Below are 13,133 nucleotides of genomic sequence, written 5' to 3'. Positions count from 1 at the left end.
AAATTGAAGAGAACTCATGCGGTTCTTTACAATTTGATATGAATCCACTATACTTTTTTCTTGGACAATCGATATAGTCATAGCCGTTAAAGGCGCTAACAATAGATGTTTGTTTATTATTGGATGAGAGGAAGATGGACAATGAGCGAACTTTGGTATACAGAGAAGCAAACGAAGAATTTTGGTATTACTTTGAAGGTGAACAAAACCCTTCACACAGAACAAACAGATTTTCAGCATTTAGAAATGGTGGAAACAGAAGAGTTTGGCAATATGCTGTTTTTAGACGGTATGGTGATGACGTCTGAGAAAGATGAGTTTGTATACCACGAAATGGTGGCACATGTTCCTCTTTTCACTCATCCAAACCCAGAAAATGTTCTTGTCGTAGGTGGAGGAGACGGCGGTGTCATTCGTGAAATCCTGAAGCATCCAAGTGTGAAAAAAGCGACACTTGTTGATATTGACGGCAAAGTCATCGAATACTCGAAAAAATTCCTTCCTTCGATTGCTGGGAAACTAGACGATCCTCGTGTAGATGTCAAAGTTGGGGACGGCTTTATGCATATTGCTGAAGCTGACAATGAGTACGATGTTATCATGGTGGACTCAACTGAACCAGTTGGACCAGCTGTGAACCTGTTCTCTAAAGGATTTTACGCAGGAATTTCAAAAGCACTCAAAGAAGACGGTATTTTCGTGGCACAAACGGACAACCCTTGGTTCACACCTGAGCTGATTACAAATGTACAGCGTGATGTGAAAGAGATTTTCCCAATCACGAAGCTTTACACAGCAAATATTCCAACGTATCCAAGTGGTCTTTGGACATTTACCATCGGTTCAAAAAAATATGATCCACTTGCTGTAGAAGATAGCCGTTTCTTTGATATTGACACTAAATATTACACAAAAGAATTGCACAAAGCAGCATTCGTTCTGCCGAAATTTGTGAGCGACTTAATCAAATAAATGAAGCGAAGAGGAAATGCGCAAATAACAGTTTGCGCATTTTTTGAAGCGTAAAAGGAGGAATCTTGCATGAGATTCGACGAGGCTTATTCAGGAAAAGTGTTTATTGGAAGTCATCCGACATGGGAAGATGCAAAAGTCATTTTATACGGTATGCCGATGGATTGGACCGTCAGTTATAGACCAGGCTCACGTTTTGGTCCAAACCGTATTCGTGAAGTTTCGATTGGATTAGAAGAATACAGTCCTTATTTAGATCGTGAGCTGCACGAAGTACCATTCTTTGATGCCGGTGACATTCCGCTTCCTTTTGGAAATGCTCAGAAAAGCTTGGACTTAATTGAAGAGTATGTCGACAGCATTTTAGAAAAAGGGAAGTTTCCATTAGGAATGGGCGGCGAGCATCTTGTGTCTTGGCCGGTTTTCCGCGCGATGCATAAGAAATATCCTGATTTGGCGATTATCCATATGGACGCACATACGGATCTTCGTGAGGAATACGAGGGTGAGCCTCTGTCTCATTCTACCCCGATTCGTAAAGTAGCAGGACTCATTGGACCTGAGAATGTGTTCTCTTTTGGGATTCGTTCTGGGATGAAGGAAGAATTTGAATGGGCAAAAGAAGCGGGCATGCACATTTCTAAATTTGAAGTGCTGGAGCCGTTGAAGCAAGTATTGCCAAAGCTGAAGGGGCGTCCAGTTTATGTGACGATCGACATTGATGTACTCGACCCAGCTCATGCACCTGGTACAGGCACGGTGGATGCTGGCGGTATTACATCAAAAGAGCTGCTTGCATCCATTCATGCCATTGCAGGATCTGAGGTTCAAGTAGTCGGTGCAGACCTTGTAGAGGTAGCACCTGTATACGATCATTCCGACCAAACAGCGAATACAGCGAGCAAGCTTTTACGCGAAATGCTGCTTGGATTTGTGAAATAACACCTTGATAGAGGAGCTTGTCATCTCATGTGGACAAGCTCTTTTTTTACATGGATCAAAAAATAAAGGAGGCAGTTCATGTTTTCTTCTATATTGATGGTGCTTCTCGTCTTTTGTGTGTTAGCGGCGGGTTTTCTCACGCTGAAACGAGAGCTCGCAGCTGCGCCGCCCGTTTTTGCTTCGAAAAAAGAAGCAAAGGAAGAGATGTTGGGGTTGTTTCAAGATCGAGGCTTTTTTATCTGACGGCCATTGCGTTATTCATGCAGGTGGTATTTAAGCGAGCACAGATCGTGCCATTTGATTTTTTTCAGGCATTTTTGGCAAGTTCAGGCGTACAAGCTCTTTTTTATTTAATCAAAAGAAAAGACATGGGCGTAAAGGCTGGATTGGCGGTATTAGTGAGTTTCCTGTTTCTTTTTTTCTAAAGGGATGGTGTAGGATCAAAAACGAAGTTTAATCGCAGTGAAGAAGAGAAATGATGGTATGATAGGCGATCATGAATATGGTATACTATTTTAGTTAAACGGGTCTTAGCAAAGGAAGTGCAAAATGACACAAAACCAAATTTCAATTCATGTAAAGTCAGTGATGAAACCAGAGACGGAGCCGGCTGAAACGATCGAATTCCGCACGACTGGAACGTATCAAGAAAAGAATGACAAAACGTATCTCACTTACCATGAAGAACATGAAATGGGTCAAGTAAAAACCGTTGTGAAAATGAGTGAAAAAGAAATTTTTGTCATGAGATCAGGGGCCATTCAAATGAAGCAGCGCTTTCTCATTGGAGAAACGACCGTCACACATTACACGATGCCATTCGGTACACTACAGCTTGATGTACACACACATGGCATTGATCTCGATGTGGACAAGGGACTGCTGCACATTACGTACGATATGCTGACAGGGGAAGATCAAAAGCATTTACATACATTATCGATTTCGTATAAGGAGGATTTACGTTCATGAATATCGCAGAACAGGTCAAAGATGCGTTAAAGGAAGAAATTATTGCGGCAGTCGTCAAAGCAGGACTTGCTGATGAAAGCCAGGTACCAGATGTCCTTTTAGAAGTGCCGAAAGATAAAACTCACGGTGATTACTCCACCAACATGGCGATGCAGCTTGCCCGCATTGCAAAAAAAGCACCTCGTCAAATCGCAGAGGACATTGTCAAAGCGTTTGATAAAGGGAAAGCTTCTATTGAAAAACTGGATATCGCAGGTCCAGGGTTCATTAATATTTATATGAACAATCAGTATTTAACAAAGCTGATCCCAGCTGTCCTTGAAGCAAAAGAGGCATATGGTGAAACGAATACAGGCGGCGGCCAAAAGGTGCAAGTTGAATTCGTCTCAGCCAACCCAACAGGTGACCTTCACCTTGGACATGCCCGCGGAGCAGCTGTAGGTGATTCTCTTTGCAACATCCTTGATAAAGCAGGGTTCGAGGTGAGCCGTGAATACTATATCAACGATGCAGGCAATCAGATCAATAACCTCGCTTTATCTGTAGAGGTACGTTACTTTGAGGCGCTCGGTCTTGAAAAAGAGATGCCTGAAGACGGTTATAGAGGAGAAGACATCAAAGGCATCGGGCAAAAGCTGGCAGATGAATTTGGTGACCGTTTCGTGCATGAGCCAGAAGAAGAGCGTATGATGTTCTTCCGTGAATACGGCTTAAAATATGAGTTAGAGAAATTACGTGTAGACCTTGAGAATTTCCGTGTCCCATTTGATGTATGGTATTCAGAAACCTCTTTATATGAAAACGGTAAAATCGAACCAGCGCTGGAAACACTTCGCGCTAAAGGCTATGTCTTTGAAGAAGACGGCGCAACGTGGCTGCGTTCAACTGATTTTGGCGATGACAAGGACCGCGTGCTTATTAAAAAAGACGGCAGCTTCACTTACTTGCTTCCAGATATCGCATATCATAAAGACAAATTAGACAGAGGCTTTGATCAGCTCATTAACATTTGGGGAGCGGACCATCACGGCTATATCCCTCGAATGAAAGCGGCGATTCAAGCACTTGGATATCCTGCTGGCAAGCTTGAAGTAGAAATCATTCAGCTCGTTCACCTATACAAAAACGGTGAAAAGATGAAGATGAGTAAACGTACAGGAAAAGCCGTCACCATGCGTGATCTGATTGAAGAAGTAGGCCTAGATGCCACTCGTTATTTCTTCGCGATGAGAAGTGCGGCGACACATATGGACTTTGACCTAGACTTAGCGATTTCTACGTCTAACGAAAACCCTGTGTACTACGCACAATATGCCCATGCGAGAATTTGCAGCATGCTGCGTCAAGGGGAAGAAAAAGGCTACGAGCCAAACCTTGAAAAAGCAGATTTCTCTCACATTCAATCGGAAAAAGAATACGATCTTCTCAAAATCATTGGCAGCTTCCCAGAAGTTGTAGCAGAAGCAGCTGAAAAGCGTATTCCGCACCGTGTGACAAACTATATTTATGACCTTGCATCAGCCCTTCACAGCTTCTACAATGCCGAGAAGGTCATTGATGTAGAAAACGAAACAAAAACAACAGCACGTCTTTCACTCATGAAAGCAACACAAATTACGCTTGCGAATGCATTAAAACTCATTGGCGTATCGGCTCCGGAAAAGATGTAATACAAATAAGCCCCGCTCTACTATAGGAGTGGGGCTTTTTAATATGAAAAAACACCCGCTATCTTCTAAGGACAGCGGATGTTGAACATTACCCAAGCGTATTAATAATGTTAGAAATAGAATCAAATAATTGGCTAAGTACATCAGAAAACATAGAGTGCATCCTCCCTTCGGTAAGCATGTAGTATGTGTGCGTTAATTAGAATTATCCAAGTGTATTAATAATGTTAGAGATAGAATCGAATAATTGGCTAAGTACATCAGAAAACATGTTTTTGCCTCCTCTCTTTTCTTTTTACATCTACTTAACGAAGGGGATGGAGGGTTGGATCACTTTTTCTAAAAAATTTTTAAAAAAGTTGGTGGCATAGAAAAAAGCACCACATATTCGGGTGCTTTTTGGCTTTTATTAGTTATGAATGAATACGCAGTTTCACGTCTCCATTTTCACACGCTAGCTGAACGTTTCCGCCAATCGGTAAGGTGAAGACCGGCTGAGTATGTCCGATATCGACATCGTAGATCACTGGAATGTGTTTGAGCATTGGGTGCTTATCTAGGATAAATCTCAAATGTTCCTCTGTCATCTTTGATTTCTTCTGAAAGCGTCCGATGATCAGCCCTTTAATGGATTCTGCATGCTGTAAGAGGGATGTGAGGTCTCTGGCGAACATTTCAGGGAAAACCAAATCATCATCCTCCACAAATAAGATGGCATCCTTAATATGAGGCATAAACGACGTCCCTTGCAGTAAGTTCAGTGTACAAAGGTTCCCGCCATACAAGGTACCTTCGGCTGTTCCTTCCTGATATATTCCCCATTTCGTCGGATGAAACTGCCTGTTCGCTTGATCAAGATACCACGCATCATCACTCCACTTTGTCGAAGGATTCACATTAAAAGACTCACCGTCATTCATCAAGCAGGCTTGAAACATAGCGGTCTGCTCCTCTTGTCCCTGTTCCATTTGAAAGCTGGAGAAATGGGGTCCAGAGTATGTCACCATCTCACATTTGGCAGTAATAGCACTTGCAAGTGCGGTAATATCACTGTAGCCGCAAAGGACTTTAGGGTGCTGACGAATCAAGTCGTAATCAATATAAGGTAAGAGCTCATTGCAATTGAAGCCTCCGATTGCTGTCAAAATACCGTCAACTTCATCATCCATGAACGCCTCATGCAGATCAGACAAGCGGTGCTCAATAGATGAAGAGGAGTGAAGGTCACATTCAAACGTGTGCTGTCCAAAGGAAACAGTGAAACCTAACATCTCTAAACGCTTTTTTGCCTGAGCGATTCCTTCTTTTGATAAAATGCTGGCACTTCGGCTTGGGGCAATGACACGAAGATGACTGCCTTTTTTTAAAGGAGGTGGTGTATGCATAAACAAATCTTCCTTTCCATCACATATTTATCCATTATATCGGATCAAATGGTCCAAGTCTGTAAAAGCTAGAAGAAAGAAGTGGACCGTGCGTTTCATACAAGCTGTGCAAAGGGTATGGAAAAGAAAAAGACAGAATGAGGGCGAAGAATGTGAAAAAGAGGAGACTGGAATTTTTATTTTTATATTTTATGATATTCGGGGCATATGTGGTGTATTGGTGGCCGGTGCCGGCGTGGAGTGTCCAGTTGTACGCAGCAGTTTATATCGCCATTATTTTATTTAGTATCATCTCGCTCATGCTAGAGAACCGTACATCACAGCACACACTCTTATGGATGTATGTGCTAATCTTTTTCCCAATCATTGGCTATATGTTTTATTTGTTCTCGGGACAGCTCTATGTGAAAGGTCATTTATTCAAATCAAAAAGAATGTACAACCGTGAAAAACTACGCAGAATATCTGAGCTTGAGAGCAAGCCGGATGAATCAAGTCTAACCGAAAATCAGCGGACTTTTTTTCATTACACAGAAAAAGCAACAGGCATGCATGTGAACACAAATAGTGATATGGACATTTTAAAAAATGGGGAGGAGACGTTTCCCCGTATTTTTGAAGAATTAAAAAAGGCAAAATCGTTCATCCATATAGAATACTACATGTTCAAATCAGATTTCCTCGGGCACCGGATGATGGAGATTTTGATAGAAAAAGTGAAAGAAGGGGTAGAGGTTCGCTTCATCTATGATGCGGCTGGCAGCATTCGCTTCTCCCGAAAAGATATTAAACGCTTGAAGCAGGCAGGAGTCAAGGTCGCTCCATTTCTGCCTTTAAAATATGGTTTCTTTAATCAAAAAATCAATTTCCGCAATCACCGAAAAATCGTGATCATTGATGGGAAGACAGGATTTGTTGGCGGGTTAAATGTCGGAAAAGAATATGTCGGACGTGATGAAAATATCGGTTTTTGGCGTGATACGCATACGATGTTAAAGGGTGAGGCTGTCCAAACCCTTCACTCTGTGTTTATGCTCGACTGGGAGTATGTTTCAGATGAAGTATTAATTGATGATCCGAAATATCATACGCCGCATCCTGTGACGGGAGAGGATGTCATTCAGGTTGTACCAACTGGACCCGATATGAAAGAAAGTATGAGTGATTTATATGATGCACTCATCTCAAATGCGAAACAATTTGTCTGGATTGCGACACCTTATTTTGTCCCAAATGAATCCCTTCGTACGGCATTGAAAATTGCTGCGACAAGAGGGGTGGATGTCCGGGTGATGGTTCCGGAGATCAATGATGGCTTTCTCACACAATACGCCACACGGTCCTATTTTTCTGAGCTCCTAAAAGAGGGCATCAAGGTGTATCACTACCAAAAGGGCTTCATGCATCAAAAAGTGATGATTGCAGATGGAGAACTTGCCTCTGTCGGTACCGCAAATGTGGATATGAGAAGCTTTCAGCTCAATTTTGAGGTCAACGTCTTTACGGCCGCGAAAAAGCCTATTGAGCAGCTGATGGCACATTATGAAGAAGATATGAAAGAATGTGAGCAAATGGGACCTGTTCATTTTTATAAAAGAGGCTTAAAAGAGCGATTAAAGGAATCATTTGCTCGGTTGTTTTCTGGCGTTCTATGAGGATTTCTAGTCAAAGAAATCATTTCCTAATCTAGTATTTTGAAGAGGATTCCTCTATAATTGAAAATGATTATCAATTATAGAGGAAATGAGGTTCTTTTACATATGTTAAAACGCTTTTTCGCCTATTACAGGCCCTATCGAGGTCTGTTCTTTTTAGATTTCTTTTGCGCTGTCGCCGTTGGATTGATGGAACTGGGTTTCCCGCTTATCGTGAACTACTTCATTGATACATTGTTGCCAACAGGGAACTGGACAGTCATTGTCTGGACGGCACTTGCGCTGTTTGTCATTTATGCCCTCAGCTCGGTTATGCAATTTATTGTGTCGTATTGGGGGCATATGCTTGGCATCAATATTGAAACAGATATGAGGAAAAAGCTGTTTGATCACTTTCAGCGACTATCCTTTAAATTCTTTGACAACAACAAAACGGGGAAGCTCATGTCACGGATGACAAACGACCTCATGTACATTGGAGAAGTGGCGCATCACGGTCCTGAAGATTTGTTTATAGCGATTATGACGATTCTTGGTGCCTTTGCAGTCATGCTGATGATTAACTGGCAGCTGGCCATTTTAACCTTCCTCATCATGCCTGTCATTATTTGGCTCGCCCTACATTTTAATAAAAAGATGACGAAGGCGATTACACAGCTCAACAATGACATTGGAGACTTTCATGCGAGGGTTGAAAACAATATCGGGGGCATTCGTCTTGTTCAAGCCTTTGCCAATGAACATTTCGAGAAAAAGCGTTTTGCGGAAAACAACAACCGTTTTCGTAAGGCGAAGCTTCTTTCTTATAAAATTATGTCGGTCAATGGATCGATTAGCTATATTCTCACACGTCTTGTGACACTGTTTGTCCTTCTCGCAGGTACATGGTTTGTCCTGCAAGGTCAATTAACGGCAGGTGGCTTTATCGCATTTGTTCTGATCACAAATGTTTTATTTAGACCGATTGATAAAATCAACACGGTCATTGAAATGTATCCGAAAGGCATTGCGGGCTTTAAAAGCTATGTCGATTTGCTAGACACAGAGCCGGATGTGAAGGATACAGAGGGAGCACGTGATGTACACGGATTGAAAGGTGAAATTGAATATCGAAACGTAACATTTGGCTACGATGAACACAGTCATGTGTTAAAGAATATCGATTTAAAGATCAAACAAGGAGAGACGGTTGCGTTTGTCGGCCCTTCAGGAGCGGGGAAATCAACAATTTGCAGTCTGCTGCCTCGTTTTTATGATGTGGATGAAGGGGAGATCACGATTGATGGTATAAGCACAAAGTCGATGACATTGTCTTCTTTAAGGCAGCAGATCGGTATTGTGCAGCAGGATGTCTTTTTATTCTCAGGCACCATTCGTGAAAACATTGCGTACGGGAACTTAGAAGCCAGCGATGCAGAGATTTGGGAGGCTGTAAGAAGTGCGCATTTAGAGGAACTCGTTCAGCGTTTCCCAGAAGGGTTAAATACCGTGATAGGTGAGCGCGGCGTCAAACTGTCAGGCGGTCAAAAGCAGCGTCTATCAATTGCACGGATGTTCCTGAAAAACCCGTCCATTCTCATTCTAGATGAAGCCACATCAGCACTTGATACAGAAACAGAAAAAGCCATACAGGATGCACTGAGCGAACTAGCTGTCGGCAGGACGACACTCGTCATTGCCCACCGCCTTGCAACAATTAAACACGCCGATCGTATCATTGTCGTGACAGAGGAAGGTATTGAAGAACAAGGCCGCCACCAAGATTTAATTCAAATGGGCGGCGTATATAGCAGACTGCACGAAGCGCAGTTTGGTCATTAAAAAGAAAGATAAAGCCCTTTTGATAAGGGTCTTTTTTTGTTAGGATAGAAAAAACTCGTGTAGGAAGGATCTGATGGAATGAAGGGGCTTCGGCAATTACAAAAAGGCGATAAGATCGGTATTTTTTCACCTTCAAGTCCTGCATCAGCGACCTCGCCACTTAGGTATGAGCGGGCGAAGGAGTGGCTTGAGCAAAAAGGATTCATTGTGGTACCAGGATCATTAACAGGGAAAGAGGACCACTACCGTTCAGGTACAATTCAAGAACGAGCCAATGAGTTGAATGAGCTAATGGCTCGAGAGGACTTGGCGTGCGTCATGTCAATGATTGGCGGGACAAATTCAAATAGTATGCTGCCTTATCTTGATTTTGAGCTGCTGAAACAACATCCGAAAATCATGATCGGTTATTCAGATGCGACAGCGATTCTTTTAGCCGCTTACGAAAAAACGGGATTGCCTGTATTCTACGGACCGGCGCTTGTTCCATCTTTTGGGGAGTTTGAACCGTTCGTTGCTTATACATATCAGTCGTTCGAAGACATCCTGATGCAGCCTCAATCCATTCCTTATCAGATCAAAAAACCACCCTTTTGGACGGATGAACGAATCAATTGGGAAGAAAAGACACGTGATAAAGGGCAGCGTCCGAACGATTGGCTGTGCGTCATAGAAGGACAGGTAGAAGGCAGGTTGATCGGCGGAAACCTGAATGCAATGTACGGCATATGGGGCAGTGAATTCATGCCAGCGATCCAAACAGGAGACATTCTCCTCATTGAAGATTGCATGAAAACCGCTTCAGTTGTAGAAAAAAACTTCTCTTTATTGAAAGTAAATGGAGTGTTTGAGCGGGTATCAGGGATTCTTTTGGGGAAACATGAGCTGTTTGATGATGAGGGAACGGGCAAAGAACCTTATGAGATTTTACTTGAGGTGCTTGGAGAGACAAAGAAACCGCTCATCGCAGATTTTGACTGTGCCCATACACACCCGATGCTTACGATGCCAATTGGGGCACAAGTGAAAATGGATGCAGCTTCAAAACAAGTGTGGTTAATGAAAGAGTGGATATAACAAAAGAGCGGCCTGATGGCTGCTCTTTTTTATGAAACTTTCTCTTTTTCAAATGGCTGCAAGAGATCTTGCGCTTTTTTTCCCTCTACGACAATTAAGTAGTCAGATTCTAAATGAGTGAGCCTGAAGGTTTCAAGCTCTACGATGTTCTTGATGTTACACATTGTTTTTTTAGAATACACATATAGACGATGTTGAGCCTGGTGGCATTTTTCATAAAGAGAAATAAGCTTATGTAAATTCAATGCTTTCGCAGCGATTTGGATTGAATAGATCTGAGACATCTTCATATCCTCCTGTTGATTACTTTCTCACAATAGCTTTGTTACCCCTGTTTGCACAGAGATAAACCTTTCTCTATGATTTCCACTCAATGGTTCCTCCGCCGGTTCGCTTGTTGCCTCTTATCGCAGACAGTTCTTCGACGAGTCTAAGAAGGGCCTGATCCTTTGACTTCGCCTCAATCATAAAATCTACATCACGCCCATACGGTTTTAATGCATGAAAAAGCGGTAAGACAAAGGACATATCTACACCATCTGCATGACTGCGTATGGCTTTTTCTGATTTCGGTGAGGATAAATGAATTTTAGGCGGAATACCAGTGCTCGTCCAAGTGCCGAACATTCTTGGCAGGATGTCTTCAAGCGCGGCATCGTCATCTTTATTGGCCACGTGATGATGGTAATCAAAAACAAAGGGAATACCGTGCTTTTCACATACACCAAGCGTTTCTAACGACGTATACGTTTTGTCATCATTCTCAAGCGTCATCCTCGCCTTGATATGCGCTGGTAGCTGTTTGATATTTTCATCAAAACGTTGAAGCGCCGAATCTTTATCACCGTACGCACCGCCCACATGAATGTTCATATACCCTTCCTTTTCAAGCTTCATCGCCTCAAGCATTTGATAATGGTACGCCATGTCGATCACGGCATTTTCTGTGATTGAAGGCTTGGGGCTAGTAAACAAAGTGAACTGATTGGGGTGAAAGCTCACACGAAGCCCATGCCGTTTCACCAACTCGCCAATTCCAAGAAACTCCTTTTGAAAAGGTGTCACAAAGTCCCATCGTACCTCGGGATGGGTCGCAAGCGGGACGATCGAACTCGAAAAACGGTAAAGCGGGATATCATGAGCAATGGCGAAATAAAGCGTTCTTAATGTATTCACGAGATTGGCCTTTGTTGTTCGTAATAACGCCTCTTTTCCTTCTTCCTTTGAGAGCTTGCTGTATCTTGCAAAGGTCAGCGACTTGGCAGGAGAAGCCTCCCACAAGGTGACGGCATTGGATACATAACCGAATCGATAACGCATAGGTCATCTCCTTTATAAAAAATAAGAGAACATGGCGGCAACCCATTCCAGCGGACGTGACAGAAGCGGACGCTGTGCCAATTTCTCTTCTGTCATAAGCTCAGACACTTCTATGTGCTCGCGAATCTTTTCCTCTACGTGGGCAGTAAAATCGGTATCATCAATGGCGACGTCTACTTCCTCGTTTAAAAACAAGCTGCGTTTATCAAAATTTGCCGTACTGATCATACAGCGTCTCTGGTCAATTAGAATGGCTTTCGCATGATAAAATCCTTTATAAAAACGATAAACAAGGCAGCCGGAGGCAATGAGGTCCTTCAAATAATGAAATCCAGCCTCTTTGACGAGTGGATGATCTGCTTTCATTGGGATGATGATTTCAACCGTAACGCCTCGCTTGCGTGCATCAAGCAGTGCACTCAGAAGAGGAGCAGATGGAATAAAGTAAGGCGTACAGATGATGATCTGTTTCCTCGCCTGCTGAATATCTTTGAGGAACAAAGCTTCTAAAGAAAAACCAGCAGTCGCGCGTGTTGTGCATTGTAGTGTTCCCGGTTCCAAAGCAGGAAAAACCTCATATTGCAGCTGATGAATGCCAGATGTCCGGTATAAATCATTCAAAAACACATGCTGGAGATCTGCGACAACTTGCCCCGTCATGCGCAAATGATAATCCTTCCAAATGCCAAACCGACCCTTTTTCCCAACATATTCATCGCCAATATTAAACCCGCCAATATAGCCAATCTTTCCATCAATCACCGTGATTTTACGATGATTTCTCATGTTTAACCGATAAATCAAAAAAGGGAAACGAGGCTTATTTAAAAAGTAAAATTGGATGCCACTTTTCTCTAGCATGTCGATGGACTTTTGATCAAACGGATAGGACCCTAGTCGATCGGTCAGCAAAAAGACTGAAACCCCTTGTTCCGCTTTTGTTTTCAAAGCTTGTAACACCCTTTGACCAATCTTGTCGTTCTTTACAATAAAGAACATCATATGAATAGAAGAAGAGGCGTGCTGAATATCGGTGAGCAGCTGATCAAAGAGTGGTTCGCCATCATGATAAAAGGCGGCATCACCGCTTGTTTGATCAAAAGATCGTTCAAAAGCGCGGGTAGAAAAATATTTTTTTCCCATATAAAGGTCTAACAATATGAGGCAAACGATGACAATGAGTACGAGTAGGATGATCAATGCGATCATGTTGCTTCCTCCTTTTTTGCATATTTCAATAGTGTACCCAAACGTGTAAAAAATATTGACTGAATACTCATTCATTATTTATGATAGAGGTACAACATAGAAACGGAACA

12 protein-coding genes are annotated in these 13,133 nt (G+C 42.5%); 8 read left to right on the top strand and 4 right to left on the bottom strand.

The annotated features are described in order from the left end of the window. Nucleotides 1-141 precede the first annotated feature (141 nt). The 5 genes from speE to argS all read left to right on the top strand — a co-directional run bounded on the left by speE (nt 142) and on the right by argS (nt 4,556). Nucleotides 142-972 carry a spermidine synthase gene (gene speE / locus MHB83_RS03040; RefSeq protein WP_003214614.1) on the top strand — a complete coding sequence of 277 codons (831 nt, stop codon included), beginning with the start codon at nt 142-144 and terminating at the stop codon, nt 970-972. A 69-nt stretch (nt 973-1,041) separates the two neighbouring features. After that, nucleotides 1,042-1,914, top strand: coding sequence for an agmatinase (gene speB, locus MHB83_RS03035; protein ID WP_003214818.1), 873 nt, complete (start codon nt 1,042-1,044; stop codon nt 1,912-1,914). Nucleotides 1,915-1,943: 29 nt separating this feature from the next. Next, a complete protein-coding gene (locus tag MHB83_RS03030; protein WP_342496626.1) occupies nt 1,944-2,339 on the top strand; it encodes a hypothetical protein in 396 nt (131 codons plus the stop codon). Nucleotides 2,340-2,463: 124 nt separating this feature from the next. Further along, complete coding sequence (locus tag MHB83_RS03025; RefSeq protein WP_003215400.1) at nt 2,464-2,886, top strand: DUF1934 family protein; 423 nt, start codon at nt 2,464-2,466, stop codon at nt 2,884-2,886. Further along, nucleotides 2,883-4,556 (top strand): arginine--tRNA ligase, encoded by a 1,674-nt coding sequence (argS, locus tag MHB83_RS03020; RefSeq protein WP_050944459.1) that lies wholly within the window; start codon nt 2,883-2,885, stop codon nt 4,554-4,556. Before MHB83_RS03025 ends, argS begins: the two co-directional genes overlap by 4 nt. 413 nt (nt 4,557-4,969) lie before the next feature. Here argS and MHB83_RS03015 read toward each other — a convergent pair whose 3' ends face one another. Then, nucleotides 4,970-5,941, bottom strand: coding sequence for a S66 peptidase family protein (locus MHB83_RS03015; RefSeq protein WP_342496625.1), 972 nt, complete (start codon nt 5,939-5,941; stop codon nt 4,970-4,972). A gap of 152 nt (nt 5,942-6,093) precedes the next feature. Between MHB83_RS03015 and cls (MHB83_RS03010) the strand changes: the two genes are divergently transcribed. The 3 genes from cls (MHB83_RS03010) (at nt 6,094) to MHB83_RS03000 (ending at nt 10,494) form a co-directional block, all read left to right on the top strand. Then, complete coding sequence (gene cls / locus MHB83_RS03010; RefSeq protein ID WP_050944457.1) at nt 6,094-7,596, top strand: cardiolipin synthase; 1,503 nt, start codon at nt 6,094-6,096, stop codon at nt 7,594-7,596. A gap of 105 nt (nt 7,597-7,701) precedes the next feature. Beyond that, the gene (locus tag MHB83_RS03005; protein ID WP_050944708.1) at nt 7,702-9,417 is read left to right on the top strand and encodes an ABC transporter ATP-binding protein; all 1,716 of its coding nucleotides are present in this window, start codon (nt 7,702-7,704) and stop codon (nt 9,415-9,417) included. Between the two features lie 78 nt (nt 9,418-9,495). Beyond that, nucleotides 9,496-10,494, top strand: a complete 999-nt coding sequence (locus tag MHB83_RS03000; RefSeq protein ID WP_342496624.1) for a S66 peptidase family protein — start codon at nt 9,496-9,498, stop codon at nt 10,492-10,494. Nucleotides 10,495-10,523: 29 nt separating this feature from the next. On the opposite strand, the gene MHB83_RS02995 is transcribed toward MHB83_RS03000, so the two are convergent. The 3 genes from MHB83_RS02995 to cls (MHB83_RS02985) form a co-directional block, all read right to left on the bottom strand. After that, complete coding sequence (locus MHB83_RS02995; protein WP_003215306.1) at nt 10,524-10,778, bottom strand: hypothetical protein; 255 nt, start codon at nt 10,776-10,778, stop codon at nt 10,524-10,526. 73 nt (nt 10,779-10,851) lie between these two features. Beyond that, nucleotides 10,852-11,814: a UV DNA damage repair endonuclease UvsE gene (uvsE, locus tag MHB83_RS02990; RefSeq protein WP_137054265.1), complete on the bottom strand. Its 963-nt coding sequence runs from the start codon at nt 11,812-11,814 to the stop codon at nt 10,852-10,854. Nucleotides 11,815-11,826: 12 nt separating this feature from the next. Then, complete coding sequence (cls, locus tag MHB83_RS02985; protein ID WP_342496623.1) at nt 11,827-13,023, bottom strand: cardiolipin synthase; 1,197 nt, start codon at nt 13,021-13,023, stop codon at nt 11,827-11,829. Nucleotides 13,024-13,133 lie beyond the last annotated feature (110 nt).

This window comes from Bacillus sp. FSL K6-3149 (assembly GCF_038630515.1).
GTDB lineage: Bacteria > Bacillota > Bacilli > Bacillales > Bacillaceae > Bacillus > Bacillus pumilus.
This window is presented reverse-complemented; position numbering and strand designations above follow the sequence as displayed.

Coding starts and splice junctions, on each gene's coding strand:
- speE (WP_003214614.1), top strand. CDS start 142: ATGAGCGAACTTTGGTATACAGAGAAGCAAACGAAGAATTTTGGTATT.
- MHB83_RS03025 (WP_003215400.1), top strand. CDS start 2,464: ATGACACAAAACCAAATTTCAATTCATGTAAAGTCAGTGATGAAACCA.
- cls (WP_342496623.1), bottom strand. CDS start 13,023: ATGATCGCATTGATCATCCTACTCGTACTCATTGTCATCGTTTGCCTC.
- argS (WP_050944459.1), top strand. CDS start 2,883: ATGAATATCGCAGAACAGGTCAAAGATGCGTTAAAGGAAGAAATTATT.
- MHB83_RS03015 (WP_342496625.1), bottom strand. CDS start 5,941: ATGCATACACCACCTCCTTTAAAAAAAGGCAGTCATCTTCGTGTCATT.
- MHB83_RS03005 (WP_050944708.1), top strand. CDS start 7,702: ATGTTAAAACGCTTTTTCGCCTATTACAGGCCCTATCGAGGTCTGTTC.
- MHB83_RS02995 (WP_003215306.1), bottom strand. CDS start 10,778: ATGTCTCAGATCTATTCAATCCAAATCGCTGCGAAAGCATTGAATTTA.
- uvsE (WP_137054265.1), bottom strand. CDS start 11,814: ATGCGTTATCGATTCGGTTATGTATCCAATGCCGTCACCTTGTGGGAG.
- speB (WP_003214818.1), top strand. CDS start 1,042: ATGAGATTCGACGAGGCTTATTCAGGAAAAGTGTTTATTGGAAGTCAT.
- MHB83_RS03000 (WP_342496624.1), top strand. CDS start 9,496: ATGAAGGGGCTTCGGCAATTACAAAAAGGCGATAAGATCGGTATTTTT.